The organism is Kiloniella spongiae, from assembly GCF_001026905.1.
In the GTDB taxonomy this organism is placed as follows: Bacteria; Pseudomonadota; Alphaproteobacteria; order Kiloniellales; family Kiloniellaceae; genus Kiloniella; species Kiloniella spongiae.
On sequence record NZ_LAQL01000002.1, the window covers coordinates 91,253 to 118,216 of the forward strand.

A 26,964-nucleotide genomic window follows, 5' to 3' on the forward strand; every position below is an offset into this window, starting at 1 on the left:
AAAGCAATACGGAAAACAAATCAATCCACAATTAGACGAGGACCATTCCCTCTTCGGAGATAGGCTTCGCAGCTGAATCTTCAGGGCCAAGTAACATTTCGTAATGCGCTGCGCCTGATGGAATCATCGGATAGCAATTCTCTTCTTTTGCAACCTGACAATCAAAGATAACCGGCTCAGGAGAATCAATCATTTCCTGAAGCATCTGATCCAGATCTTCCGCTTTTTCACAGCGCATCCCCTTCAATCCGAAGGATTCAGCCAGTTTCACAAAATCTGGCAACGCATCAGAGTAACTTTCAGAATGGCGGTTACCGTGCAATAGCTGTTGCCACTGACGCACCATGCCCATCCATTGGTTATTCACAATAAAAATCTTAACAGGTAACTTGTACTGAGCAATTGTACCCAGCTCTTGCATGTTCATCATGAAAGAAGCTTCACCGGAAATATCAATCACCAGATCTTCACGGTGCGCAAGTTGAGCTCCGACAGCTGCCGGAAGACCATAACCCATTGTCCCCAGACCACCAGACGTCATCCATTTTTTGGGTTCGTCAAAATGGAAGTATTGTGCAGCCCACATCTGATGCTGACCAACCTCTGTCGTAATATAAGGTTTACGATCTTTGGTTAGTTCATAGAGACGTTTGATTGCATGCTGAGGCTTGATAATCGGACCGTCCTGCACATAACCCAGACAGTCTTTCGCGCGCCATTCATCAATACGTAACCACCAAGCCTTTAGAGATTTGGTATCAAGAGAATGTTTCTTTTCTTTCCAGATCCGAAGAATCTCTTCAACAACACGTCCAGCATCACCAACAATCGGCAGATCAACCATGACATTTTTGTTAATAGAGCTGGCATCAATATCGATATGTATTTTCTTGGAATCCGGAGAGAATTCATCAATGACACCGGTAATACGGTCATCAAACCGTGCACCAACGTTAATCATGACATCACAGTTATACATAGCAAGATTGGCTTCGTATGTACCATGCATGCCAAGCATACCAAGAAACTGTTTATCTGTTCCCGGGTAAGCTCCCAAGCCCATCAAAGTGGTTGTACAAGGTGCCCCCGTCAAACGAACAAGCTCTGTCAAAACAGCCGAAGCAGAAGATCCAGAGTTGATCACCCCACCACCGACATAAAAAACAGGCCGCTTTGCGTTCGCGATAAGTTCAACAGCTTCGTTAATATGATCCACTTCGCCATTAACCTGTGGACGATAGCTTCTATGCTTTACATCTTCCGGGGCAAGATAGGTATCAATTTTGCCCTGCTGAACATCTTTTGGCAGATCGATAACAACCGGCCCTGGACGTCCGTTTTGCGCGACATAGAAAGCTTCGTGCATTGTGCGAGACAAAGTTTCGATATCACGTACAAGATAGTTATGTTTTGTGCAGGGACGTGTAATGCCTGTTGTATCTGCTTCCTGAAACGCATCGTTACCAATTAGATGCGTTGGAACCTGCCCTGTAAGGCAGATCAAAGGAATTGAATCCAAAAGAGCATCTGTCAGGCCGGTAACAGCATTTGTTGCGCCTGGACCAGAAGTGACAAGGACGACACCGACTTTACCAGTAGATCGCGCATATCCTTCCGCTGCGTGCACCGCACCACCTTCTTGACGAACCAAAACATGTTTAATGTCGTTCTGTTTGAAGATAGCATCATAAATCGGTAGCACTGCACCGCCAGGATAGCCAAACACGGTGTCCACACCCTGATCTTTCAGGGCTTTGATCACTATTTCCGCGCCGGTAAACTGTTCGGTCGCCATTGGTTTCATTCCTCTCAAACAACTGGCTTTTCAATGATGTGCAATCCTAACTCCAATGCCTGTAACAAGAAAAGGAGCAAAAGGCCAAGATTCTCTAGCCTTCCTTTTTGGTTGCGAGCGCGAAAACTAGCGTTTTAGCAAGAAGGGGTCAAGCCGCTTTGGCGAATAAAATTAAAAAAATCACCCTGTAATCTTTCCGAATATTTCTCATTTACAGTTCTAGCGTCATTATATTGTGTTCTGATCCATGTCATCTGCCTTTTTGCATAACGACGGGTATTTTGCTGCGCGCGCGAAATTGCGTTCTCCAGACTCGCCTTTCCCTGGATATATTCAGTAAGTTCCGGCACGCCCAAAGCTTTCATAATAGGCAAAGAAGGATCAAGGGATAAGGCAAGCAAATCTTCCACTTCTTTTAAGCCCCCCTGATCCAACATAATTTCAAATCGTTTATTGCAATTATCGTAAAGATCTTCCCGGGGCGGCACCAAGGCAAAACGGATAAAATCATAATCAGGTACCTTGCCTTCCGCTTCCCTTTGCCAATGCAAAAGAGACTTCCCCGTATGAGTGGCCACTTCCCACGCCCGCGCCAATCTTTGACTGTCACCGGAATTAAGCTTTGCTCCCATTTCAGGATCAAGAAGAGAAAGCTCTGCCTTAAAAGCTTCGCCCCCTATCTGCGCCAAGAGCGTCCGACCTTTTTCGCGAACAGTATCCGGAATATCAGGAACCTCTGCGATCCCTTTTTCCAATGCCCGGATATACATCCCTGTACCGCCAACAAGAATTGGCACCTTGCCAAGCCCGTGAACTTCGTCAATTTCCCCGATAGCCATGGTTCGCCACTGCTCTACAGAACATTTTCCAGAGCCGGGGATCGTTCCATATAAACGATGGGGAACCTTTTCCAAAGACTCCTTATCAGGACGGGCGGTGATCACATCAAGCTCTTTGTATATTTGCATGGAATCCGCATTGATGATTTCCCCATCCAGAGCTAGAGCCGCATCAACACCCAAAGCAGATTTCCCGCTTGCGGTCGGTCCCGTTATGACAATTACTTTCGGCTTATCGTTGATCACGTCTGGCTTCTCTGCTTTAACAATGTCTATCAGGTTCCTACTATAACCTGATCTGAAGAGCCACAAAAACAAATCAGAACCCACAAATCAGACCCGAGGTCACGTCCCCATGCGTTTTGTTGCCACCCTTGTTGCCCGCCCCAATAGTTCCTTGCTGGATCACGCAACTATTCAGTCGATTTCCACATGCCTGACAGAACATGGTGCATCGTTGGAAGAACAGGACTGGCTCTCAGATGGGGAGGCTTGTGATGTTTTCTTTTCTGGCCTCGCAATTAAAGAAGCCAAAGAATTGATATCGCAGGAATTACTCGGAAGCCCTTTTGATTTTGCCGTTCAAGAAACGACAAACCGACGCAAAAAGCTGCTCGTAGCTGATATGGAATCGACCATTATAGGTCAGGAAATGATTGATGAGCTTGCCGTTCGCCATGGAATCGGCGACCAGATAGCCAAAATAACAGAACGATCCATGCACGGCGAATTAAACTTTGAGGAGTCACTCAGAGAAAGAGTTGCTCTATTGAAAGATATCGCCGAAAGCGAACTCACCGCAATATCAAGCCTCATGAAGTTAAATCCCGGTGCAGATACATTGGTCAAAACCATGCGTAAACACGGTGCCTATACGGCATTGGTCTCTGGCGGCTTTACATTTTTTACAGCTCAGATTCGCGATTTATGTCAATTCAATGAAGATCGAGCAAACATGCTTAACATAGAAAATGCAAAACTGACCGGCACAGTGACAGAGCCTATTTTGGGCAGAGAAGCCAAATTGGAAGCAACAGAAGATCTTATTCAAAAACTGGGCATCACCCTGAACGATGTTTGCGCTGTTGGCGACGGCGCAAACGATCTCGCAATGTTGTCAGCCGTTGGTATGGGTGTCGGTTATCACGCAAAACCAATCGTACAGGAGACTGCAGAATATCAGGTCAAACACACTGATCATCTGGCTCTACTTTACTATCAGGGTTACAGCAAAGAAGATTTCGCTTAAACGAGCCTTCCCGACAAATCACTGCAATCAAAAAAGGGCGTCCCCCGATAAAAGGGACGCCCTTTTTCATTAGAGAAATATCTCTGATTACGAATCAAGCTTAATCGCAACCCAGGAGTATTCACCTTGCTTGAAGACCAACAGAGTAACAACTCTGAAACCAGCGTCTTTGGCCTTACCAACCAGTGATGCCACCTGTCCTGGATCAGATACTTCTTCCTGATCCACTTCGACGATTACATCCCCGGGGCGCAGGCTCTTCTCGGCCGCACTGCTATTAGGAACAACATCGGTGATGACCACACCATTAACGCTATCATTCAGCTTAAAGCGTTGTCGAGTTTCACCATCAAGCTTGCCAAGATAGAGACCGAGATCATCAACCTTGCTTGTTCTGCGCTCATTTTTCTTCTCTGTTTTAGAAGGCGCAACCGCAGCAACAACGTCATCATCTAGCTGGCCAAGATCAACCTGTACTGTTTTTCGTTTTCCTTTACGCCAAACCACCACATCAACTTCGCGACCGATCGGCGTTTCAGCCACCATCAACGGAAGCTTCCGCATCTCAGGAACCTTGCGACCATTAAATTCCAAAATAACGTCGCCCTGCTTGATACCAGCCTTCTCAGCCGGACCACCTTCTGCAACAGAAGCAACAAGTGCCCCACTTGCTTCATCCAGACGCAGACCTTCAGCCAATTCTTCCGTTACCGTTTGAATGTGAACGCCAAGCCAGCCCCGTCTTACTTCGCCATGCGATTCCAGCTGCTCGATAATATTTTTTGCCATAGTCGAAGGAATGGAGAAACCAATACCAACTGACCCACCTGATGGAGAGTAGATTGCAGAGTTAACACCGATGACCTCACCGTCCATATTAAACAGCGGACCACCAGAGTTACCGCGATTAATCGCTGCATCCGTTTGGATAAAGTTATCATAGGGGCCGGAACGAATATCACGTGAATGGGCAGAGATAATACCAGCAGATACAGACCCGCCGAGGCCGAAAGGATTCCCGATTGCAACAACCCAATCGCCAATACGGGATTTGTTAGAATCGCCCCATTTGGTTTCAGGAAGATCAATTTTTGTATCGACCTTCAGCAAAGCCAAGTCAGTCTTTTGATCTGTACCAATGATTTCAGCATCAAGAACAGTTCCATCCTGCAAACGAACCGCGACTTCATCAGCACCATCAATCACATGATGGTTGGTCACGATCAGACCATCTGAATCAATAATAAAGCCTGATCCCTGGGCTCCACCACGGCGAGGCTGTTGTGGGCCACGCCCGCCTCTACGTTCAAAGAAATCTCGGAAAAACTCTTCAAAATTTTCACCTTGAGGGATTTGTTGCTCCCCTTCAGTCTGTTCACTCGGCTCGATTGTTTGCGTCGTAATAATATTCACAACAGAAGGTAAGAGCTCTTCAGCTAAGTCAGCAAAACTATCTGGCGCTGAACGGGCCTTCGCCGCAGCAGCCATAGAAAGCACACCAATAGCGACAGTCACACCGACAAGCCATTTTTGTAAACTTTGCCATCTTTGTAAATTCTGGTTGTCGGTTACGGCCTTCGCCACCGCCACAGCGCGGTTTCTTGTATTATCCGCTCTTTTTATCATTCGCGATTTCTCCAACTATTCTTGTCGCATTTAGCGAGTAACGAATACTTATGCTCAAACCAATCAGATTCAAGCTATGTTGTTTCTGACGATGGGGGAGGAAATGGGCGTAATTGTGACTTCCACGTGACATTTCACCCATTATTGTCCTTTAATATTTCATGTTAATACTTCACAGCAGTTAAAGCACTTACCTAAAATGATTTGATAATCCAAATCAAAAAAACACCGATAACGGCACAACTCAGACCACCTGCACGCAATGCGCTTGGCGACATCTCGTTCAGAAGCTCTAACAACTGTCGTAATCTATGGGGGAAAAGCGATAAAAAGATTCCTTCAATGACAAGAACCATCGCCAAAGCAGTTAAAAATTCGGTCATCTCAACATCACTACTTATTTATCAAATATTTTCTACTTATATGCCACAAAAAAAGCGGCGACATCTCAAAGACACCGCCGCTTTCATCATTATTAAACCAACTTATTCAGCTGATTTATCCGGCCCATCCACACTAGAGAAGAAATCAAAGAAATCACTATCTGGTGAAATCACCATGTATGTCCCTTTGGTACTTAACGCTTCTTCATAAGCCTGCATGGAACGATAGAATTTGAAGAATTCTGGATCTTGCCCATAGGCATCATTCAAGATCTTTGTAAGAGCAGCATCACCCTGACCACGCAGGATTTCAGATTCTTTTTTGGCTTCCGCCGTCAGAACTGTCACTTCACGATCAGCACTGGATTTGATCCGCTGTGCCAACTCGAAACCTTGCGCACGGAACTCAGCCGCTTCTCTTTCTCGTTCCGTTTTCATCCGGGCAAAAACAGCTTGGCTGGTTTCATTCGGCAGATCAGCACGACGGATACGAATATCCAGCACATCAATACCAAAACGTTTAGCTTGCTCATTTACGTGCTTGAGAACACGTGCCATGAAAATATCACGCTCCGGTGACAACACCGTGCTCAAAGTTGCTTTACCGAGCTCACCACGAAGCCCCGCATTAACAACTGTTCCCAAACGGGCACGGGCACCTTCTTCAGAACGTACAGTTTTAAAGAACTGTAAAGGATCATCGATTTTGTAACGGGCAAACGCATCGACAAGCAGAGGCTTCTGATCCGAAAGGATCATACGCTCTACTGGTGGGTCGAGATTAAGAACACGCTTCTCATATCTCTGAACATCCTGCCATGGTAATTTCCAGTCCAACCCAGGCTCTGAAACCGTTTTGATTGGATTACCAAACTGTAGAACCATTACCTGTTCGCGTTGATCCACTGTGAAAAGCATGCTGCTGGTAAGGAAAGCAACAGCAACAACAACAACTCCAACAATGAGAGTAATTTTATTATTCATAAGACTCACTCCCGACCTTATTGATTATTTTTACGAAGTTGATCAAGCGGCAGGTATGGCACAACACCATCCTGATCTGATCCCAAAATAACCTTATCGGTTGCTTTGAGAACTTTTTGCATCGTTTCAAGATACATACGTCGCGTGGTCACTTCCGGATTTTGTTTGTACTCGCGATAAACAGAAAGGAAACGATCGGCCTCACCTGTCGCCTCATTTACAAGACGCTCTTTATAAGCTTCAGCGTCCTGAATTTGTCTTTGAGCTTCACCACGTGCACGCGGGATGATATCATTACGATACTTTTCCGCTTCATTACGAGCACGGTCTTTATCCTGCAAAGAACGCTGAACATCATCAAAAGCATCAATCACAGCAGCCGGAGGCTGTACGTTTTGCAATTGGACTTCTGTAATAAGAATACCGGCTTCATAGCCATCAAGAATGGATTGTAAAAGAACCTGTGTTTGCGTTTGAATATCATCACGCGCTTCGGTTAACGCAGGTTGAATATCTGTACGCCCGATAATTTCACGCAATGCTGATTCGGCTGCAATTTTAACTGTAGCTTCCGGTTCGCGGATATTAAACAGGAATTGTCCCGGATCTGAAATCTTCCACTGAAGGGTCAAATGAATATCAATGATATTCTGGTCTCCTGTCAGCATCAAACTTTCTTCTGCAACAGCTCTGCTTTGCGTCCGTCCACCAGTATTATTTCCACGGAAACCAATATCAATCTGGTGAATATTTGTTACTTCCGGTGTAAGAACTGTCTGGATTGGATAAGGATAATGCCAGTTCAGACCTGCTTCAGTCGTCTTCACCCACTTACCAAACTGCAGGACAACCCCCTGTTGGTTAGGCTCGACACGATAAAAACCGGATGCAAGCCATAAAAGCAAGACTACACCGAGGATAAAAACAAAGCCTTTACCACTGAAATTACCGCCGCCTGGGATCATTTCCTTGACCCGGTCCTGACTCTTGCGAATCATATCTTCGATATCAGGTGGACGTTGTCCACCGCCACCGCCGCCACCATTGCCGCCGCCCCAAGGGCCACCGCCGCCAGAACCTTTATTTTCCCAAGGCATCTATTTTCCCTGTATTAATCAATTAATAATGCAAACGAATTTGCTTGAATCTGTCACTAAATGCACCTGTTTTTCAAGCCCAGTGCAACAGAAAACTAAATATTTTCCACAGAGGGTGCGTCAATTCCCTCTTATCTTTGTCGTGGACCCTACCATATAATCAAGGCATAACACTTTAATCAACTGTGCCAGAGACCAACAAAGAGTACCTGCACATATTGTACAAGTTGTGAAGAATTCAAGTTTAATTCATGGGGAATTCAGGGATGAGTAAGGTTACAGAGCAACAAATTCTCGATACTTTGAGAACGATTGTAGAACCTCAGAGTAAAAAGGATATTGTCAGCCTTGGAATGATTTCTGGCCTTATCATTAAAGAGGGCAATGTCGGATTTTCCATTGAGATTGATCCTACACAGGCTGCAGAGATGGAATCTTTACGTAAATCTGCAGAGAAAGCAGTTCATGCTCTCGATGGTGTTTTATCTGTCAGCGCGATTCTCACCGCCGATAATGCTCCTGGTGAATCCAAAGCTCAAGCATCCCCACCACCAAAAGCCGCGCCCTCTCCCGGCCCCGGCAACAAAATAGAGCTTAAAGGTATCAAGCACATTATTGCCGTTGCTAGTGGGAAGGGCGGTGTTGGAAAATCAACAACAGCGATTAACCTAGCTTTGTCCCTTGCCAAACAGGGTCTAAAAATAGGTCTGATGGATGCAGATATCTATGGCCCGTCCCAACCCCGAATGATGGGGATCACGGGAAAACCATCATCGCCGGATGGCAAAACTCTGTTGCCCATGGAAAGACACGGCATCAAATGTATGTCTGTTGGTTTTCTGGTTGCAGAAGACACACCCATGATCTGGCGTGGTCCGATGGTCCAAAGTGCTTTAACCCAAATGTTGCGCGATGTTGTTTGGGGTGAACTGGATCTCCTGATTGTAGATATGCCGCCAGGAACAGGTGATGCACAATTAACCATGGCACAACAGGTTCCCCTTAACGGCGCCGTTATTGTTTCCACGCCACAGGACATTGCCTTACTCGATGCGCGCAAAGGCCTAAATATGTTCCGTAAAGTTGACGTGCCAGTCCTTGGTATTATTGAAAATATGAGCGTTTACATCTGCCCAGAGTGTGGACACGAAGCCCATATCTTTGGCGAACACGGTGCTCGCGCCGAAGCTGAAAAAATGAAGACGCCTTTCCTCGGTGAAATGCCGCTGCATATCGACATCAGAATGACATCCGACGAAGGTGAGCCCATCGTCATTTCATCGCCCGACGGTGAGCATGCCAAACGCTATGCTGAAATCGCAGATAAAGTCTGGGCAAGCCTATCCAGCACAGAGCGAAAAGCACCTTCTATCTCGATGGAATAACGCTCGCTTTTCGAAACCACAATTGACTCTACATTTAAAAGTCCTGCGGAATTTTCCCAGGGCTTTTTTTACATCATATTTTTACACCATTTTGAGAATTTCATTTTTTATGAGAGTCTTTCTAAACTGATTAGACTGTCTTTGGTGTATTCGACAATGAGGGTAACAACAGTATATTTCAAACGCCTAGTTAACATCGCTTTAGGCTTGTTTCTCACGAGTTCTCTCTGTGTCAAAACCACATATGGGATTGAGTTGAAACCCGTAGATCTGGAATTGGTCTTGGCCGTTGATGTCTCTCACAGTGTTGACGAATACGAAGCAGACCTTCAACGCCGGGGCTATATCGAAGCCCTAAAAGACCCAGATGTTATTGACAGTATTCGCTCTGGCCCCTTAGGGCGCATCGCCGTGACCTATATCGAATGGGCAGGAGAGCAGCACCAAATCAAAGTCGTGGAATGGTCTATTCTCGACAGCCATAAAAGTGCAAAAACCTTCGCAGACAAGCTCACGCGACGTCCCATAAGTTCGGCACCCTCAACATCCATCAGCCGAATGATAGATGTTGCCAGCTATGAAATTAGCCACAATGATTTCATAGCACCAAGATCCGTCATTGATATCTCCGGGGATGGTCCAAACAGCGACGGACGACACGTTCAACAAGCCAGAAACGATGCTATTAATCAGGGCATCACCATTAATGGGCTACCCGTTTTATCTTTTCGTCCCAATCCTAACGGCCTCGGCGCACCATCTGCATGGCTTGGGGCTTACTACCTTAAAAATGTTATTGGTGGAGAAAATGCTTTCCTGATTGAAGTTCTTGGGTTTGAAGCTTTTAGTGAAATCCTAAAAGAAAAGCTCAAACGCGAAATCAAAGGTACATCAGAGATTGCCTTCAACAAGCCTCAAAGCTTTGGCAACCCTGACAAAAGAAACAGAACTTACTAATAGCTCCTTTTACACCCGATTAGAAATAACAAAGGCATATCCTGGTGTATTACCGTCCGGCGCATGTACTTCCCGGGAAATTTCCGTCCATTCTTCTGCTTTTGTTTCAGGAAAAAAAGCATCTGCTTCAGGGGCCAGATCAACTTCTGTGATGTAGAGACGATCTGCCAGATCAATGGACTGCGTATAGATTTGCGCCCCCCCAATGATCATTAACTCGTCACCGCCTATATGCTGAACTTCTTCACGAGCCAATCTCAAGGCATCTTCCAGACTTGAACTCAGACTTACACCTTCTGCTCTAAAACTTACATCCCGGGTAATCACAATATTTAGGCGTCCCGGTAATGGGCGACCTATGGATTGAAAAGTTTTGCGCCCCATGATAACCGGCTTGCCCATTGTCTGCGCCTTGAAAAATTTCAAATCACCCGGAATGTGCCATGGCATAACGTTATCTTTCCCGATCGCTCGGTTTTTTCCGTGGGCCACAATCAGGGATACAGTCGTCATCAACTCACTCTTTTCAATCACACATTATTAGAAGAAAACACTAAATCAAGGTAAGTGGATCCCCTCAATTAACCTAGATTTCAGATTATCTATGAAAGCTGCTGGTCAAAGACGGATAAAATATCCTATTATACAGCCCAGCCGTCATTGGCAATGAAGGCATCATAATTAAGCAATTATAAAAACGGAAGCCCAAAACCGAATGGCCGACACTAATAATAAATCAGGCGGTTTTAAACGCCAAACGATCACCGAAGCGGTGGCAGAAGCTCTCAGAGAAGAAATACTTTCAGGACAGCAAAAAGAAGGCGCCCAACTAAGACAGGATGCCATTGCTTCGCGCTTTAACGTCAGCAGAATTCCCGTTCGTGAAGCTTTGCGACAACTGGAAGCCGAAGGTCTGGTTACCTTCTATGCCCACAAAGGCGCCGTTGTCTCGGCTCTATCCCGCGAAGAAATCCGCGAACTTTTTGACATCAGACGCTTGCTGGAAGGTGATTTGATCTCTCGCGCAATCCCCAGAATGCCGCCGGAACTTATTCAGGACGCAGAAAACATCCTTAACCGCTACGATGTCGCGCTTGAAAATGGCGAAGTATCTTTGTGGGGCGAGCTAAACGCAGAGTTTCACCACATCCTCTATATCGCAGCCGAACGCCCAAAAACCTTGGCAATTGTGCAAAACCTGCACAATAATATTGATCGCTATCTACGCATACAACTGCACAGTGCAGGCGCTCGGGCAAAAGCACGCGATGACCATTGGGATCTACTCAAATTCTGTAAAGCTGGTGACGTTCAATCTGCCGCCGATCTACTGGATCGTCATATTGAAGCTGGTTGTGAAAATTTGATTGAATTTCTCGATGAGCAATCTGTAGGCTAACGCTTATCAATGAACAGCAACAGACGCCTAGTCGTTACATTGAAATAATTAGACGAAAAAAGCGGCTTTATTAATTGCTGCTTTTTTCTTGGGATAAATTCATTGTATAAAATATTCAAAACTTAGCGTTCAGGCAAAATACGATGACCGACCTTAAAATCAAAACAGTAGAGATGCATACTGGCGGGGAACCTCTGCGGATCATCACAGATGGATATCCAGAGATCCAAGGGGCAACTATTCTCGAAAAACGTCGTTATGTCAGAGATAATCTTGATCATCTGAGACACCTCCTTATGTTCGAACCGCGCGGACATTACGATATGTATGGCGCCCTTCTCGTCGAACCATGCCATCCTGAAGCAGATCTTGGTGTGCTTTTTCTTCATAATGAAGGCTACAGCACGATGTGCGGGCACGCTGTTATTGCCCTTGGGCGCTATGCCATTGATCAAGGCATCGTCAAAGCAGTCGAACCGACAACAACGGTCAAGATTGAATGTCCCTGTGGTCTTGTCATTGCTGATGTGGATGTGAAAGATGGGAAGAGTAGTACTGTTTCTTTCCGTTCGGTTCCCGCCTTTGCTTTCCTGACAGATCAAACGATTGATGTACCAAGATACCATACAATCACATACGACATAGGATATGGCGGGGCCTTCTATGCACTGGTTTCAGCAAAGCAGTTGGGACTAGATATACATAAAACCCCGACAAGAGACCTTGTTGATGCAGCAGATGCTATTAGCTCTGCCATAAAGGCATCTGTTCAATTAACACACCCGGAATCCGAAGATCTAGCTTTTCTCTACGGTACGATTTTAACTGATGGCGAAGACCAGTTTTCAGCGACACCAACAGCAAATATTTGTGTCTTTGCGGATCGACAGGTTGATCGAAGTCCTACGGGTTCAGGTGTCACAGCACGCATCGCTGTTCAGGTCGCAAAAAAACAAATCGAAGCAGGACAAACCCGCCAGTTTGAAAGTGTTACAAAAAGTTTGTTCAATGCAACAGCAGAAGAGATTTTGACCTACGGTCCAGGTCAAGCCGTTCGAGTTCGAGTTAAAGGAAAAGCGAACTATACAGGTGAATCCATTTTCACAATTGAAGAAGATGATCAAATTGGTCAGGGATTTCTATTAAAGTAATAAAGATTCAAAGTGATAGCGATAAGCTATACATAGAATCGTTCCTCAACATTAAAATATTGTATACAATATCCAGTTAATACATATAATAGCCGCAAAGCCTAATCAGGCCAGACACAAACATACGGAATTGATAGTCTCTGGCTATGACAATTACTGGCCATACCGAAGACAGTCCAGTCGATAAAAAAACAAATATCACAACCCGAAATGAACGGGTATTTGATTTAGAATGATCGCCAATCAACTAGATCAAAAAAATAAGAGATCAAACAGATAGATGATGTTCATCATCCCCAAACCAAGGGAGTATAAGTCTTGAAACAGAATTACATTAACGGCCAGTTTGTTGAAGGTTCAGCAGCCCGTGATAATATTAATCCATCGAATACATCAGAAATCGTTGGTGTTTACACCCAGGCCGATGCAACACAAACCCGTGAAGCAATTGATGTTGCAGATGTCGCGGCAAAAAGCTGGTCACAGTCAACACCACAACAACGCTTTGATGTACTCGATGCAATCGGCACAGAACTTCTGGCAAGAAAAGCAGAGCTTGGTGAGCTTCTTTCACGTGAAGAAGGCAAAACCCTTGCAGAAGGTATCGGAGAAACAGCACGCGCAGGTCAAATCTTCAAATTCTTTGCGGGTGAAGCGCTACGCCTTAAAGGTGACAAACTTGCCTCGGTACGTCCCGGCGTAGAGGTTGAAGTTGTCAGAGAAGCTTTGGGTGTTGTTGGTATTATTACCCCATGGAACTTCCCGATTGCCATTCCTGCATGGAAAATTGCCCCTGCAATTTGTTACGGTAACGCCATCGTCTTCAAACCTGCTGACCTAGTTCCCGGTTGTGGTTGGGCACTGGCTGACATCATTTCACGCTCTGGCTTACCAGAAGGTGTCTTCAACCTTGTCATGGGTCGGGGTTCTGTTGTTGGCGAAGAAATTCTAACCAACCCTAAAGTAAATGGTGTTAGCTTCACCGGTTCAGTCGCAACTGGCCGACATGTTGCTGCCACCTGTGCCGGACGTATGGCAAAATTCCAACTGGAAATGGGTGGCAAGAACCCTCTCGTTGTTCTTGATGATGCAGATCTTGATATTGCGGTTGAAACTGCTGTTCAAGGCGCATACTTCTCAACTGGTCAGCGCTGTACAGCATCTTCACGTCTGATCGTGACCGAGGGTGTTCACGATGAATTTGTAGCGAAAGCAATCACAAGACTTGAGCAACTCAAAATCGATAATGCCCTGTCTGACGGCGTTCACATCGGCCCGGTTGTTGATGAAAGTCAGTTAAAACAAGATCTGGATTACATTCGTATTGGCCAAGACGAAGGTGCAAAGCTTGCGTATGGTGGCGAACTTCTGGAACGTACAACCAAAGGATTCTATCTATCCCCGGCTCTCTTTACAGAAACTGGCAACTCAATGCGTATCAATCGCGAAGAAATCTTCGGGCCTGTTGCTTCTGTGATCCGTGTTGCTGACTATGATCAAGCTCTTGCTGTTGCTAATGACACAGAGTTTGGTTTGTCATCCGGTATCTGCACAACATCCCTGAAATACGCATCGGACTTCAAGCGCAATGCCAAGGCAGGTATGGCTATGGTGAACCTACCGACAGCAGGCGTTGATTATCATGTTCCATTCGGTGGCACCAAAGGATCAAGTTATGGCAGTAGAGAACAAGGTAGTTATGCTGCTGAGTTCTTCACAACAGTAAAAACTGCCTATACGCTGCCATAAGGTAACAACTACGACTCAGCCTTTGGAGATTACGGATGAGCGCGGGAACGAAAAAGAACATACTCGTTGTTGGATCGGGTATCATTGGTCTTTGCAGTGCGAGCTATCTTTTAAAAGATGGTCATTCTGTAACTATTATTGAACGCGATCACCTCGGCGATGGCGCTTCTTGCGGTAATGCGGGTGCAATTGCCGCAACAGAAATCGTTCCCTTCGCTCTTCCCGGACTTTGGAAAGATGTACCCGGCTGGTTATTGGATCCTTTGGGTCCTCTATCGCTTCGCCTGACCTATTTACCAAAGTTCCTCCCCTGGCTGTATCTGTTCCTAAAATCCAGTAGCCATCAACAGGTAGAAAAAACAGCTTCGGCTATGAGTGCCTATCTGAAGACTGCTTTTGATGACTACACTCCCCTTCTTAGTGAGGCTGGATTGCAATCGCTTTTGAAAACAGAAGGATCACTGACCGTTTACAAAAGTGAAAAGGGAAGAGAAAAAGATTCCTATTACTGGGATCTGACACGCAGAAACGGAATTGAAGCCCAGAACCTTTCCCGATCAGAAATTATGGACCGCGAACCCCAGTTGGGTGAGTTAGCAAAATGTGGCGTCTACACCCCACATTGGGGACACTTTGCCAATCCAGCAGATTTAGTCAAAGGTCTTGCGGAACAGTTTACCCGTAATGGCGGCACCTACATTACGGATGAAGTTGAACAGATTGAGCATCAGGACAATCAACCCTCTTCGGCCATAACCAAGGGTGGACAGAATATCGCGTTTGATCAGTTGGTAGTTTGTGCCGGTGCCTGGTCCGCACGTCTGGCGAAGAAACTCGGCGATAGCTTTCCGCTGGATACCGAGCGTGGCTATAACACAACACTGCCGACCCCCGATGTTAGTCTTAACAATATGGTTCTTTTTGCAGAGGATAAGTTTGTCGCTACCCCCATGAGCGTCGGCCTGCGTATCGGTGGGGCCGTTGAGTTTGCTGGTATTGAGGCTGAACCCAATTACAAGCGGTGTGATACGCTTTTAACCCTTGCCAAAAACTACATGCCAAATCTGAATGGCACCGATGGAACGAAATGGATGGGGCGGCGACCTTCAACCCCCGACAGTGTTCCCGTCATTAGTCAATCGGGCCAGCACTCAAATGTTCATTACGCCTTTGGCCACGGACACCTTGGTATCACAGGCGGTGCCGTCACTGGGCGAACGATCGCTAATATGGTGTCTGGTCGACCAGCAGGTTTTGATCTCAAGCCTTTTAGAATTGACCGCTTTAACTAATCAATTTCAACTTTACCAACAATAATAAAGCCCCAAACAGTAAAGCCCTGACTGGGCAGAAAGCTTTCATAAGGATAAACACACGTGGCGAACCATACTTTTTTCTGTGTTGATGCACACACTTGCGGAAACCCGGTTCGGGTTGTTGCGGGCGGCGGCCCTCTTCTTCAGGGAGGCTCCATGCTAGAAAGGCGCGCGCATTTCCTTGCCGAATATGACTGGATCAGAACAGGATTAATGTTTGAACCACGCGGGCATGACATCATGTCCGGCAGTATTCTTTACCCGCCAACTCGTGAAGATTGCGACATCGGTATTCTTTTCATTGAAACCAGTGGGTGCTTGCCAATGTGTGGGCATGGTACTATCGGCACCGTAACCATTATGATCGAGCGTGGTTTGGTTACGCCAAAAGAAGAAGGGGTTTTACGCCTCGACACCCCCGCAGGTCTAGTGATTGCAGAGTACAAAAAGAACGGTGATTACGTTGATTCTGTCCGCATTCGCAATGTTGCCTCTTTCCTCCATTCAACCAACCTTAACGTTGATGTACCCGACTTTGGCAACTTGAAGTTTGACGTCGCCTACGGCGGTAATTTCTATGCCATCATAGAGCAACAGGAAAACTATCAGGATCTAAATGACATCACACCCGGCGATATTCAGCGCCTTAGCCCCATAATCCGCAATTTGATCAATGATAAATACGATTTTGTTCACCCCGAAGATGATCGCATTCGCGGTTGTTCGCATTTGCAGTGGACAGGTACACCAGTTCATCCGGATGCCCACGCCCGAAATGCCGTTTTTTATGGTGACAAGGGTATTGATCGCTCCCCTTGCGGCACAGGTACATCAGCTAGGATGGCGCAACTCGCAGCTCGTGGAAAGCTTGGTATCGGTAACGACTTCGTTCATGAGAGCATCATCGGCAGCCTGTTCAGAGGTCGTGTCGAAGATCGAGCAAAAGTTGGTGGCTATGATGCAATCATCCCCTCTATTGAAGGATGGGCGCGTATCCATGGCCTAAACAACATTTTCATTGATGATCGCGACCCTTACGCAAAGGGCTTTTTGCTGACATAGTGGGTTTTATACAAAAAAAACGCACTAAAAATATCCAATTATCAAATCGACTTTTAAGTGCGTTCACATACCAAAAAGGTTAATTCCAGATACAGAAAAACTAACCTATCTTGCTTATAAAGCCATTTACTTGCGTAGAAAGATCACTACTAAATCCTTGCAACTCAGTCGTGGCAGCAAGAACATTTTGCGATGCACCATTTGTTTGATTCACGGAGCTTTCAACCAAAGATATTTGCTCTGACGCAGTAGACGTATTTTGAGAAGCGACAGAAATACTACTTGCAATTTCTGCTGTTGCGCTACTTTGCTCCTCTATAGAAGACGAAATCACGGTAGAAATTTGGTTTATTTCCTCAATTATCGTTTGGATACCCTTAATAGCCCCGCCAACAGATCCCGTAGCAGATTGAATATCATTTACTTGCTGTTCAATTTCTTCAGTTGCTTTTGCTGTTTGAGATGCGAGACTCTTAACCTCAGAAGCAACAACAGCAAATCCTTTACCGGCTTCTCCTGCTCTTGCTGCCTCAATTGTCGCATTAAGTGCCAACAAGTTTGTTTGCTCAGCAATTTCTGCAATCAAACTAACGACTTCTCCTATTTTTTGTGCAGCGGTTGTCAACTGTTCCATCTTATTATTGGCACCAATTGCCTCATCTGTTGCATTCGTTGCAACAGTACCCGATCTCTGAACCTGCTGCATAATTTCATTGATTGAAGCAGCAAGCTCTTCAGATGCAGCAGCAACTGCATTAACACTTTCAGTCGCATGGCGAGTCGATCCCGTCGCCTGATTAGTACCTGTTAAGGCTGTGTCTGAATCCTTGGACATGTTTTGAGCAATTTCGGTCAAATTCCCGACGGAAGAAGAGACTTGCTTCACAATACTTTCAACAGAGGCTTTAAATTCTTCAGATAATGCTTTTCTTTCTTGCTGTGCAGAAGCTTCATATTGCTTTTCAGCTTCAATACGCTCTTGCTCCAATTGCTCTTTTTCTTCTGCATTCGCGCGGAAAACTTCTAATGCTTGAGCCATTTCACCAACTTCATCTTTTCGATCAATGTAGGTGTTTTCAATATTAAGATCACCACCTGCGACCTTCTCCATCATAATTGCAAGCATTGGAATTGGGCGCATCAGACTACGAAGAACAATAATTGTAATAATGGCGCCAATAAGAGTAGCAATCAATGAAGCAACAATGAGAGCATTAATAATATTGTTTAAACCAAGGTTGATTTTTTCTTTAAGAACGCCAGCATAGAGAATGCCAATTTTTTGCCCTTTAGGAGAAAAAATTGGTTCGTAAATAGTATAATAATCTTTTCCAAGAATATTAGCTTCTCCGTTAAATGTTTTTCCGGATAATATAACTGGATATACTTTCCCTTTTTGCCCTAGTGGTGTTCCAACGGCTCTTGCTCCATCACCTTTAATTATATTCGTCGTAACTCGCCAAAAATCTTTACTCTCATCCTCCCATCGGAAAACAGTAACCGTTTCACCAGTTATTTTTCCAATTTCATCAATCATACTATGATCTTCGAAATCACTAATTCCATTCATGACTAGCTCACGAACTTTACCTTTATTATCGATAGAGAAGGTCGTTTCAGGATACTGCTTTTTCAAAAGTGCAGCCGCCGTTCGCAAACTAGAGTTTTGTTGCTCGATGACGGTTTGAGTTAAATCGGCTTTAAAAGTCCATGCAGCCCAACCACCAACCATGGAAGCCGTAATTGCAATAATAAATACAAATAAAAAGACTATTTTCGTGCTAATATTTAATGACTTCAACGTACTCATCCCTAATCGCAACAAAATTCTCTGTAAACATGATCAGGTATAGAGTATTTATTTTTTATTAATGTAAAAAAAATCAAATAACAAAAGTAAAAACAATCAAAGCAGAAGCAAACAACCATAAGTCGATCAATTTTTACTAAAACAATTAACGATTCAGAAATAAACGACAACTAAACATTTTAATATAAGCACACGAAATAAATATAAAACTCAAAACTACATCAAATCAAATGATTAAAATGTAGAAAATAGTAATTTCTCTACTTATGCGTTCTGTATTTCTTCTTTTTAGGAGAATACAAAACATACGAAATCACCCCACCCGATAAGAAACCAAACAAATGCGCTTCGAATGAAACGCCTCTCATCGGAATGAAAAGCCCCGAGATCAATCCGCTGTATAGTGCAAGAACAAAAACTGCGATGATGATCGACCGGAAATCTCTGCGCCACCAGGCTGATCCCAACAGATACCCCAGTAATCCATAGACGATACCACTTGCCCCGATGTGAAGTGCTGTGCGGCCAAAGCACCATACCAATCCCCCAGAAAAGAGAATAAGCGCCAGACACACCGAGCTAAATTGGCCCCGTCTGTCTCCGCGCCTTTCAAGTGACACCAAACAACCAAGGATCAAAAGAGGAACCGAATTTGATATCAGATGGACATAACCAACATGTAAAAAGGGAGAGACCAGAATACCCGGAAGAGTTTCAGCATGCCTTGGCACAAGACCATATTGGAACAGGGCACCCGACAGCACCCAGTTCAAGGCAAAAACAACCCAGAGGCTGCCAACAAAAATAAAGACATCCCGGAAACGATTAAAAAAATTCATCCCAATTTCTTAGAACTCATATGCTTGTTACCAACGATTAACCCGCCCCCATTTACCCAAAAGCTCTCCTTCAGCACTATGCACGTCATAGTGGGAAAAGCCTGCGCAAGTCATACAGGTATGAATTGGTAAGATACGAAGGCGGCTGCCAACAGGAAATTTGTCGTAAGGCAGATCTCCGGAAACGGATGCAACCAGGCCGTGTTCCTGATGAACGGATTCAACATACAGTTCTTCAATAACATCGCCATCCGGCCAACAGACAAGACCATAACCTGTGTGTGAAGAAAACTCGCTGGCACTTATGTCTTTTGATAGAGCCAAACCACCAGCATCAATCAACAGACGCTTTGCCGTTTTGTTATGCCCGATGACCGAAGCTAGAACTGTTGCTGCAATCTCATTTTGTTTGCAGGCCCCAATAAACATTTGGTCAACATCACCAAACATATAAACACCCGGCCTAATTTCTGTCAGCCCTTCGTAACTTTTGGCAAAAACAGCTGTCGGTGTTGAACCGGCACTGACTACAGGACAAGGAAACCCTGCTTTCAAGAGGCGTTCCGAAGCGCCAACAACAGCCTCCCGCTCCTGCTCAGCTATGTCGGCAATCTCCTCTGGCGTAGAGACATGATACGAATGACCCGCATGGGTCATAACACCTTCTAAACTTAGGCACTGAGATGCTGTAATAGCCTGTGCCAAGTTCAAAAACTCTTGAGAGTTAGCCAGAACGCCTCCGCGTCGCCCACCACTGTCAATCTCGATCAAAACAGGAAAGGTTGTCTCAAGCCTTTTGGCTTCGTCATCCAACAGGGAAATGGCATCAGGATTATCGGTGATCAACGTCAGTTTGACACCTTTATCCTGTACCCGCTGTGCCTGAGACAGCTTCGACGGGACAATCCCTACACCATAGAGAATATCTGTGACACCACCACTGGCAAAGAAATCCGCTTCAGCCAAGGTGGAAACCGTAATGCCACCAAAGCCATCTTTTGTTGCACAGTGATATGCTTCAAGAGCTTTTGCCGTTTTCATATGCGGGCGCAGCTTTATCTCTGCCTCCTGAACACGCTCTTGCATCACCCGGCAATTTTCTTCAAACACATCCTTATCAAGCAAAAGTGCGGGCGTATTCAACGTATCAAAAGGCATGATGTTCTTCCTATGAAGGCTGTTCTGTCGCTGAAATAAGAAATGAACAGGTCAGAACGCTTATTTCGATTTAAACAGAGACTTTACCAGCGATATGCGGGTGCGCTTCGTAATCCAGAATATCAAAATCATCAAAGGTATAGTCAAAGATGCTGTCGGGCTTTCTCTTGATCCGCAGGCTCGGCAGTTTGAGCGGCTCACGTTGTAATTGGGTTTTGACCTGCTCAAAATGATTGGAATAGATATGAGCATCACCAAAGGTATGAACAAAATCACCCGGTTCCAGGTCTGCTTGCTGGGTAATCATACAGGTCAGAAGAGCATAGGACGCGATGTTAAAGGGCACACCAAGGAAGACATCTGCGGATCGCTGATAAAGCTGGCAAGATAGACGGCCTTCGGCAACATAGAACTGAAACAGACTATGGCAAGGCGGCAAGGCCATGTTATCCACTTCTGCCACATTCCAGGCAGAAACAATATGTCGCCGGGAATCAGGATTATTTTTAATCTGCTTCATCAAGCCTGTGATCTGATCCACTGTTGTTCCGTCAGGGGTCGGCCACGAGCGCCATTGGTGCCCGTAGACTGGACCAAGATCACCATTTTCATCCGCCCATTCATCCCAAATCCGGACACCATTATCCTTGAGATACTTTATATTCGTATCCCCGGATAAAAACCAAAGCAGTTCATGTATGACCGATTTAAGGTGAAGCTTTTTTGTCGTCATCAAAGGGAAACCCTGAGAGAGATCAAATCTGATCTGTCGCCCAAAAACGCTTCGTGTTCCAGTACCTGTGCGATCCCCTTTATCCGTTCCGTTCTCCAGGACATCTTTCATGAGGTCGAGATACTGACGCATTAATTTTCCTTCAAAAACTAGAGTGGTAAAAGTTTGGATGGGAAGAATCCGAAAACCTGATAGCAAGATCATATCACGTGTCAGAATATAGTCATCAGTTGAGAAGGTGTCCTTTTGCAAAAAGTACTAATCTCTCATAATTTATCAATATCAAACACGACGTCATCACGCCCATAGAAGAAGTATTCCGAATGAAAACAATCAAGATCCTTCAATACATCTTTCTGTGTGTCGGTTTAATTACCCTGTCTACCACAGGCATTTGGTCGTATACGACTCTTGAATTTGTCAATAATGCACGCTCAACGCAGGGAACAGTGACTGACTTGATCCAGTCACGGTCCTCTTCCAGTTCATCAACCCGCAATTCTTATGTTTACAGACCAAAAGTCACTTTCCGTACGGAAACAGGTGAAGATATAACATTTCAATCGAGTACAGGATCGAACCCTCCGGCCTATGCAAGAGGCGAAAATTTAAATGTTCTTTACGATCCAGAAAACCCGCAGAACGCAAAAATTAGCGATACGCTTTCCCTTTGGCTCGGACCGATAATTTTAGGCATAATAGGTTTTATTTTCTCTGTCATTGGTATTGGTTTCTCAGTCTATTTTTACAAAAAAGGAAAACAGAAAAAATATCTGTTACGCTATGGGACGCCCGTTACAGCCCAAATAGATTCCATTATCCAAAACACGAATGTAAGAGTTAACGGCAAACATCCCTTCCAGATTATAGCACAATGGCAGGATCCGGTAAGTAACACCCTGCACCTCTTCAAAAGTGAAAATATCTGGTTTAACCCCGAACCTCATATTGAGAGTGATATCATCACTGTTTTGCTTAATCAGGCAGCACCACAAAAATATTACGTCGACATTTCCTTCTTGCCCAAAACAGCGGAATAACTCTTGGTTTTTCCTATCAAAAATAACAAACCAGCCTTTTTGGGTAAGAAAAATACTCTTTTTAGACATCTACCCTTGTGAAGTCCCACAGATAGTTACTATATTCAAGGTGTCGGCTTCGGCCGTCTATGGTGCTAAACGGGCTTATGGAATAAGCGTTGTGGACCCGGGGGCGGTACCCGGCGCCTCCACCATCTCTCACATTCTTCGGGATGTGAATTATGGGGGCGAAATAGGATCGACACGCGTGGTAAAGATTTGTTCGGTGCTCGGCATGGTTCCGCCGTTATCGGGCCGTTTTGAGTAATTGCAAATGACAATTCTCGTGGGGTAGCTCTCGCTGCTTAATTGCAGTCTGAGCAACCGCTTTTAAGCCCTAGGCTTTCACAAGCCTAGGCGGGGTTCGGGGGCACCTGGCAACAGAAGCTCCCACTTTTCATGTCTGGACTCTGACTTTGTGTTAGAGTCGCAGATAGATGGTATAGAAAAAATCAGAGCGATAAAACGTTCAGATAGAGCAGCGGCCGGATAGAATAGAAGTATGTCGGGAAATAACGAAATTTCAGAAAGCGAACTTCGCTACGACCACATGGTCGAAAAAGCCCTCTTGAACGTGGTTCGGGAATCTCTCGAATATGCAGCAGAACATGGTCTACCCGGTGACCATCATTTCTACATCACCTTTAAAACAGCCCAGGAAGATGTCAGTATCCCTGACCATCTAAAAGCACGTTACCCTGGTGAGATGACTATCATTCTTCAGTACCAATTCTGGGATTTAGAAGTTGGTAAAGAAGGCTTTAGCGTGACACTCAGCTTCTCGGATGTTCCTGAACGCATGAGCATTCCCTACTCTGCCATTGTTGCCTTTGCTGATCCTTCCGTACGTTTTGGTCTCCAATTTGATATCACAAATGGTGATAGCGAAGACTTGGAAGAAGAGCTCGAAGATCTTTTGGAAGACTTCGAAGAAGACGGCTTTGAAAACAGTGATACAGCCGCCAATGCAGACGACAGCCCGGAAGAGCAAAAAATCAAAGAAAAGCAGCGCGAATCAGGTGATAATATTGTCACATTGGATACTTTCAGGAAGAAGTAATTCTTCGTAACAGGTTCCATCTATCCTAAGTATTTCAAAACTCATTACCCAGATTCAAGTGGTTTAATAACCGCATGAATATCAGGATGTTTTATGCTGAAACGCTTGAAATATTGCTTACTATCTTTGCCCAGTATAAACATTTCGAAGTATAAACATTTCTAACGTTCCATTGCTGCACTCAAGTTTGAGTGACCGAATTCTTCATCCCAGATAGCAGCTTAAATTAAGAATAATTCAATTCCCACCCATATAGAAAATCGTCAATTAAAGATCAGGGGACAGCCTCTCCGACGATAACCGAAATGAATAGAAAGCCCTTCAAACAAACAGGGGCAGCCAAATATGACCGCCCCTGTACAAAAAATTAGCTAAGAAACTTAAAGAGTCTTAGAAATGGGCTGACTTTGTATTCGCCGGCTTTTGTAATGGCGGCGCAAACTTGGTGAGATCAATTCCTTCGACGGAGGCTTTATACTCTTCCATTGTCGGCGTTCTTCCAAGGATAGCGGAAAGGACGACGACCGGGGTAGAAGCCAATAGTGACTCGCCTTTCTTTTCTTTGGAATCCTCAACAACCCGTCCTTCGAACAGGCGCGTGGAAGTCGCCAGAACAGTATCCCCTTTGGCAGCCTTTTCCTGGTTCCCCATACAAAGACTACAACCAGGTCTCTCAAGGTAGAGAATGTTCTCGTATTCTGTGCGGGCCTCAACTTTCGGGGTCGCATCATTGAATTCAAAACCAGAATACTTCTGCAAGACAGTCCAGTCGCCTTCTTCCTTCAACTCATCAATGATGTTGTAGGTTGGGGCAGCAACAACAAGAGGCGCCTTGAACTCAACGCTACCATTTGTTTTTTCAAGATTACGAAGCATCTGAGCCACGATCTTCACATCACCTTTGTGGACCATACAGGAACCAACAAAGCCAAGATCAACCTTTTTCTCTGCCCGATAATAGGAAATCGGTCTGATTGTATCGTGGGTGTAACGCTTGGACACATCTGCATTATTTACATCTGGATCCGCGATCATCGGCTCATCAATTTCATCCAGATCAACAACGACTTCTGCAAAATACTTGGCGTTATCATCTGGTGTCAGCGCAGGTTTTTCACCCGATCTGATCTCGGCAATACGTTTTTCAGCAATCGCGATTAGGCCATGGAGCATTTTGTTATCATTTTCCATGCCCTTGTCGATCATGATCTGAATACGTGATTTCGCGATCTCAAGCGATTCAACCAAAGTTTCATTTTCAGAAATACAGATCGACGCTTTTGCTTTCATCTCAGCAGTCCAATCTGTGAACGTGAAAGCCTGATCAGCCAGCAGAGTGCCAATATGAACTTCGATAATGCGTCCTTGGAAAACATTATCGCCGAACTGCTTGAGCATCTGTGCCTGCGTCGCATGGACCACATCACGGAAATCCATGTGATCAGCCATGCGACCTTTAAAGGTCACCTTTACAGATTCAGGGATCGGCATCGTTGCTTCACCCGTTGCCAAAGCCAGTGCGACAGTACCTGAGTCAGCACCAAAGGCGACACCCTTTGACATACGCGTATGAGAGTCACCACCAATAATAATGGCCCAGTCATCCACAGTGATATCATTCAAGACTTTATGGATCACGTCAGTCATAGAATGATAAACATCCTTTGGATCACGCGCGGTAATCAGACCGAACTTGTGCATAAAGGCCATCAGCTTGGGTGTGTTTTCCTGAGCGTTAAAATCCCAGACAGATGCGGTGTGGCAACCTGACTGGTAGGCACCATCGATTGTCGGAGATAAAACTGTCGCAGCCATAGCTTCAAGCTCTTGCGACGTCATCAGGCCTGTTGTGTCCTGAGAACCAACAATATTAACTTTCACACGAACATCGGAACCAGCGTGCAGAACCGCATCCGGGCTTACACCAACAGCATTTGCATTGAAGATCTTCTCAACAGCGGTAAGGCCCTGGCCTTCATGAAAAATCTCTTTCGAAGGAGCAAAAGCTGACTTCAACTCGATACCGAGAGTTTCGGCTGCAAAGGTTTGAAGTTTTTTACCAAACACGATGGCATAAGAACCACCAGCTTTCATAAACTCAACTTTTTGCGGACTAAAAGACGAAGTCACATCAGCAAATTCTTCATCACCCGCATCGTTAAAGAGCTTCTTGTCTTTTGTGTTAATGGTAAGAACAGTTCCCGTCTCAACAGAGTATTTCTGCTCAAGGATCGGATTATCGTCGTTATTCAGAATTGGCTTGCCTTCTGAGTCCAGCTTTTTGACCCAGTTTTTCAGATCAATGCCGATACCACCCGTCACACCAACTGTCGTCAGAAAGATGGGGGAAATTCCGTTTGTTCCCGCAACAATCGGCGCAACATTTACAAATGGCACATACGGGCTTGCCTGTTTGCCTGTCCACAGAGCGACGTTGTTCACACCCGACATACGAGAAGATCCAACCCCCATGGTCCCTTTTTCGGCAATAAGCATCACACGTTTGTCTGGGTGTTGAGTTTGCAAATCCTGAATTTCGGCTTGCGCTTCTTCAGAGATAAAACACTTGCCGTGTAACTCGCGGTCAGAACGTGAGTGCGCCTGATTACCCGGAGAGAGCAAATCAGTAGAGATATCGCCTTCTGCTGCGATATAGGTAACAACCTTAATTTCTTCTTCTACGTCAGGAAGCTTGGTAAAAAATTCTGCTTTGGCATAACTTTCAAGAACTTCACGGGCAACGGTGTTTCCAGCATCATAAGCAGCTTTGAGACGTGCCATATCAGCGTCATAGAGGAAAATTTGAGTTTTCAGGACATCAGCGGCTTGTTTTGCAATTGATTGCTCATCACCAAGAGCAAGATCAAGAAGAACCTCAATCGAAGGACCGCCTTTCATATGAGAAAGGAGCTCAAAAGCAAAGGCGCAGGAAATTTCTTCAACAACCGCGTCACCAAGAATGATATCTTTCAGAAACTTCGCTTTTTCACCAGCCGCGCTGGTTGTACCAGGCAAGGTGTTGTAGATGAAGTATTTGAGAGAATCTTCTCTATGTACGCTTTTGACATCTTTGATTTGAGATATGATTTTTCTTGTAAGCGCATCATCTTCTACAGGCTTAGGGTTTAATCCCTGTTCTTTTCGCGCTTCAATCTCTTTTAGGTAGGCTGTATACAGGCTCATGGTTATCCCGACGTTTGACGTTAGATAAATTATTAAGCATCAGGTTTTTTAAAGGGACTTAGATAACCCGAAATACTTTTTAGTTGTCGTGGTATATCAAATTCAGGCTG

Annotated in this window: 22 protein-coding genes and 1 other RNA gene; 11 read left to right on the forward strand and 12 right to left on the reverse strand. The window is 45.1% G+C overall.

All coding sequences use genetic code 11. The features are described 5' to 3' along the window. Window positions 1-31: 31 nt before the first annotated feature. Together WH96_RS00425 and miaA are read right to left on the reverse strand one after the other, a co-directional pair. A complete protein-coding gene (locus WH96_RS00425) occupies window positions 32-1,795 on the reverse strand; it encodes an acetolactate synthase 3 large subunit (protein ID WP_047762178.1) in 1,764 nt (587 codons plus the stop codon). A gap of 134 nt (window positions 1,796-1,929) precedes the next feature. Next, a complete protein-coding gene (gene miaA / locus WH96_RS00430) occupies window positions 1,930-2,880 on the reverse strand; it encodes a tRNA (adenosine(37)-N6)-dimethylallyltransferase MiaA (protein ID WP_047762743.1) in 951 nt (316 codons plus the stop codon). Window positions 2,881-2,989: 109 nt separating this feature from the next. On the opposite strand from miaA, the gene serB reads away from it, so the two are divergent. Next, entirely contained in the window at window positions 2,990-3,883 is an 894-nt protein-coding gene (gene serB / locus WH96_RS00435; RefSeq protein ID WP_047762179.1) for a phosphoserine phosphatase SerB, read from the forward strand. 87 nt (window positions 3,884-3,970) lie between these two features. Here the strand turns inward: serB and WH96_RS00440 are convergent, their stop codons facing one another. The 4 genes from WH96_RS00440 to hflK all read right to left on the reverse strand — a co-directional run bounded on the left by WH96_RS00440 (window position 3,971) and on the right by hflK (window position 7,973). Further along, window positions 3,971-5,509, reverse strand: coding sequence for a DegQ family serine endoprotease (locus WH96_RS00440; protein ID WP_082130259.1), 1,539 nt, complete (start codon window positions 5,507-5,509; stop codon window positions 3,971-3,973). A gap of 194 nt (window positions 5,510-5,703) precedes the next feature. Then, a complete protein-coding gene (locus tag WH96_RS00445; RefSeq protein WP_047762180.1) occupies window positions 5,704-5,892 on the reverse strand; it encodes a DUF2065 domain-containing protein in 189 nt (62 codons plus the stop codon). A 102-nt stretch (window positions 5,893-5,994) separates the two neighbouring features. Next, window positions 5,995-6,876: a protease modulator HflC gene (gene hflC / locus WH96_RS00450; protein ID WP_047762181.1), complete on the reverse strand. Its 882-nt coding sequence runs from the start codon at window positions 6,874-6,876 to the stop codon at window positions 5,995-5,997. 17 nt (window positions 6,877-6,893) lie between these two features. Then, the gene (gene hflK / locus WH96_RS00455) at window positions 6,894-7,973 is read right to left on the reverse strand and encodes an FtsH protease activity modulator HflK (RefSeq protein WP_047762182.1); all 1,080 of its coding nucleotides are present in this window, start codon (window positions 7,971-7,973) and stop codon (window positions 6,894-6,896) included. 266 nt (window positions 7,974-8,239) lie between these two features. Here hflK and apbC point away from each other — a divergent pair, with 266 nt between their 5' ends. Both apbC and WH96_RS00465 read left to right on the forward strand, forming a co-directional pair. Beyond that, window positions 8,240-9,358, forward strand: a complete 1,119-nt coding sequence (gene apbC, locus WH96_RS00460; protein WP_047762183.1) for an iron-sulfur cluster carrier protein ApbC — start codon at window positions 8,240-8,242, stop codon at window positions 9,356-9,358. A gap of 255 nt (window positions 9,359-9,613) precedes the next feature. After that, window positions 9,614-10,315 carry a DUF1194 domain-containing protein gene (locus WH96_RS00465; protein ID WP_162200094.1) on the forward strand — a complete coding sequence of 234 codons (702 nt, stop codon included), beginning with the start codon at window positions 9,614-9,616 and terminating at the stop codon, window positions 10,313-10,315. A gap of 9 nt (window positions 10,316-10,324) precedes the next feature. On the opposite strand, the gene WH96_RS00470 is transcribed toward WH96_RS00465, so the two are convergent. Continuing rightward, window positions 10,325-10,828 (reverse strand): dihydrofolate reductase, encoded by a 504-nt coding sequence (locus WH96_RS00470; protein ID WP_156176643.1) that lies wholly within the window; start codon window positions 10,826-10,828, stop codon window positions 10,325-10,327. A 202-nt stretch (window positions 10,829-11,030) separates the two neighbouring features. Between WH96_RS00470 and WH96_RS00475 the strand changes: the two genes are divergently transcribed. The 5 genes from WH96_RS00475 (at window position 11,031) to WH96_RS00495 (ending at window position 16,992) form a co-directional block, all read left to right on the forward strand. Beyond that, the gene (locus WH96_RS00475) at window positions 11,031-11,714 is read left to right on the forward strand and encodes a GntR family transcriptional regulator (protein ID WP_047762184.1); all 684 of its coding nucleotides are present in this window, start codon (window positions 11,031-11,033) and stop codon (window positions 11,712-11,714) included. Window positions 11,715-11,857: 143 nt separating this feature from the next. Further along, the gene (locus tag WH96_RS00480; RefSeq protein WP_047762185.1) at window positions 11,858-12,865 is read left to right on the forward strand and encodes a proline racemase family protein; all 1,008 of its coding nucleotides are present in this window, start codon (window positions 11,858-11,860) and stop codon (window positions 12,863-12,865) included. Window positions 12,866-13,183: 318 nt separating this feature from the next. Continuing rightward, complete coding sequence (locus tag WH96_RS00485; protein WP_047762186.1) at window positions 13,184-14,614, forward strand: aldehyde dehydrogenase family protein; 1,431 nt, start codon at window positions 13,184-13,186, stop codon at window positions 14,612-14,614. Between the two features lie 35 nt (window positions 14,615-14,649). Continuing rightward, a complete protein-coding gene (locus WH96_RS00490) occupies window positions 14,650-15,906 on the forward strand; it encodes an NAD(P)/FAD-dependent oxidoreductase (protein ID WP_047762187.1) in 1,257 nt (418 codons plus the stop codon). A gap of 84 nt (window positions 15,907-15,990) precedes the next feature. After that, complete coding sequence (locus WH96_RS00495) at window positions 15,991-16,992, forward strand: 4-hydroxyproline epimerase (RefSeq protein ID WP_047762188.1); 1,002 nt, start codon at window positions 15,991-15,993, stop codon at window positions 16,990-16,992. Window positions 16,993-17,092: 100 nt separating this feature from the next. Here the strand turns inward: WH96_RS00495 and WH96_RS00500 are convergent, their stop codons facing one another. From WH96_RS00500 to WH96_RS00515, 4 genes are all read right to left on the reverse strand, one after another. Next, window positions 17,093-18,793 carry a methyl-accepting chemotaxis protein gene (locus WH96_RS00500; protein ID WP_162200095.1) on the reverse strand — a complete coding sequence of 567 codons (1,701 nt, stop codon included), beginning with the start codon at window positions 18,791-18,793 and terminating at the stop codon, window positions 17,093-17,095. Between the two features lie 269 nt (window positions 18,794-19,062). After that, complete coding sequence (locus tag WH96_RS00505) at window positions 19,063-19,641, reverse strand: rhomboid family intramembrane serine protease (protein ID WP_047762189.1); 579 nt, start codon at window positions 19,639-19,641, stop codon at window positions 19,063-19,065. A 27-nt stretch (window positions 19,642-19,668) separates the two neighbouring features. After that, window positions 19,669-20,799, reverse strand: coding sequence for an alanine racemase (locus WH96_RS00510; RefSeq protein ID WP_047762190.1), 1,131 nt, complete (start codon window positions 20,797-20,799; stop codon window positions 19,669-19,671). A gap of 70 nt (window positions 20,800-20,869) precedes the next feature. Beyond that, window positions 20,870-21,664: a thymidylate synthase gene (locus WH96_RS00515; protein WP_047762748.1), complete on the reverse strand. Its 795-nt coding sequence runs from the start codon at window positions 21,662-21,664 to the stop codon at window positions 20,870-20,872. Window positions 21,665-21,855: 191 nt separating this feature from the next. Between WH96_RS00515 and WH96_RS00520 the strand changes: the two genes are divergently transcribed. The 3 genes from WH96_RS00520 (at window position 21,856) to WH96_RS00525 (ending at window position 23,671) form a co-directional block, all read left to right on the forward strand. Beyond that, window positions 21,856-22,572: a DUF3592 domain-containing protein gene (locus WH96_RS00520; protein ID WP_047762191.1), complete on the forward strand. Its 717-nt coding sequence runs from the start codon at window positions 21,856-21,858 to the stop codon at window positions 22,570-22,572. 71 nt (window positions 22,573-22,643) lie between these two features. Continuing rightward, window positions 22,644-23,006: a transfer-messenger RNA gene (ssrA, locus tag WH96_RS21660) on the forward strand. A 107-nt stretch (window positions 23,007-23,113) separates the two neighbouring features. After that, window positions 23,114-23,671 (forward strand): SspB family protein, encoded by a 558-nt coding sequence (locus WH96_RS00525; RefSeq protein WP_047762192.1) that lies wholly within the window; start codon window positions 23,114-23,116, stop codon window positions 23,669-23,671. A gap of 390 nt (window positions 23,672-24,061) precedes the next feature. Here the strand turns inward: WH96_RS00525 and WH96_RS00530 are convergent, their stop codons facing one another. Next, window positions 24,062-26,854 carry a bifunctional aconitate hydratase 2/2-methylisocitrate dehydratase gene (locus WH96_RS00530; protein WP_047762193.1) on the reverse strand — a complete coding sequence of 931 codons (2,793 nt, stop codon included), beginning with the start codon at window positions 26,852-26,854 and terminating at the stop codon, window positions 24,062-24,064. Window positions 26,855-26,964: the final 110 nt, after the last annotated feature.

Bases quoted from the DNA above. Each gene is read 5' to 3' on its own strand.
- WH96_RS00515 (WP_047762748.1), bottom strand. From the start codon at position 21,664: ATGCGTCAGTATCTCGACCTCATGAAAGATGTCCTGGAGAACGGAACG.
- serB (WP_047762179.1), top strand. From the start codon at position 2,990: ATGCGTTTTGTTGCCACCCTTGTTGCCCGCCCCAATAGTTCCTTGCTG.
- hflK (WP_047762182.1), bottom strand. From the start codon at position 7,973: ATGCCTTGGGAAAATAAAGGTTCTGGCGGCGGTGGCCCTTGGGGCGGC.
- WH96_RS00440 (WP_082130259.1), bottom strand. From the start codon at position 5,509: ATGATAAAAAGAGCGGATAATACAAGAAACCGCGCTGTGGCGGTGGCG.
- WH96_RS00505 (WP_047762189.1), bottom strand. From the start codon at position 19,641: ATGAATTTTTTTAATCGTTTCCGGGATGTCTTTATTTTTGTTGGCAGC.
- WH96_RS00475 (WP_047762184.1), top strand. From the start codon at position 11,031: ATGGCCGACACTAATAATAAATCAGGCGGTTTTAAACGCCAAACGATC.
- hflC (WP_047762181.1), bottom strand. From the start codon at position 6,876: ATGAATAATAAAATTACTCTCATTGTTGGAGTTGTTGTTGTTGCTGTT.
- WH96_RS00510 (WP_047762190.1), bottom strand. From the start codon at position 20,799: ATGCCTTTTGATACGTTGAATACGCCCGCACTTTTGCTTGATAAGGAT.
- WH96_RS00470 (WP_156176643.1), bottom strand. From the start codon at position 10,828: ATGACGACTGTATCCCTGATTGTGGCCCACGGAAAAAACCGAGCGATC.
- WH96_RS00520 (WP_047762191.1), top strand. From the start codon at position 21,856: ATGAAAACAATCAAGATCCTTCAATACATCTTTCTGTGTGTCGGTTTA.
- apbC (WP_047762183.1), top strand. From the start codon at position 8,240: ATGAGTAAGGTTACAGAGCAACAAATTCTCGATACTTTGAGAACGATT.
- WH96_RS00525 (WP_047762192.1), top strand. From the start codon at position 23,114: ATGTCGGGAAATAACGAAATTTCAGAAAGCGAACTTCGCTACGACCAC.
- WH96_RS00490 (WP_047762187.1), top strand. From the start codon at position 14,650: ATGAGCGCGGGAACGAAAAAGAACATACTCGTTGTTGGATCGGGTATC.
- WH96_RS00480 (WP_047762185.1), top strand. From the start codon at position 11,858: ATGACCGACCTTAAAATCAAAACAGTAGAGATGCATACTGGCGGGGAA.
- WH96_RS00530 (WP_047762193.1), bottom strand. From the start codon at position 26,854: ATGAGCCTGTATACAGCCTACCTAAAAGAGATTGAAGCGCGAAAAGAA.
- WH96_RS00425 (WP_047762178.1), bottom strand. From the start codon at position 1,795: ATGGCGACCGAACAGTTTACCGGCGCGGAAATAGTGATCAAAGCCCTG.
- WH96_RS00445 (WP_047762180.1), bottom strand. From the start codon at position 5,892: ATGACCGAATTTTTAACTGCTTTGGCGATGGTTCTTGTCATTGAAGGA.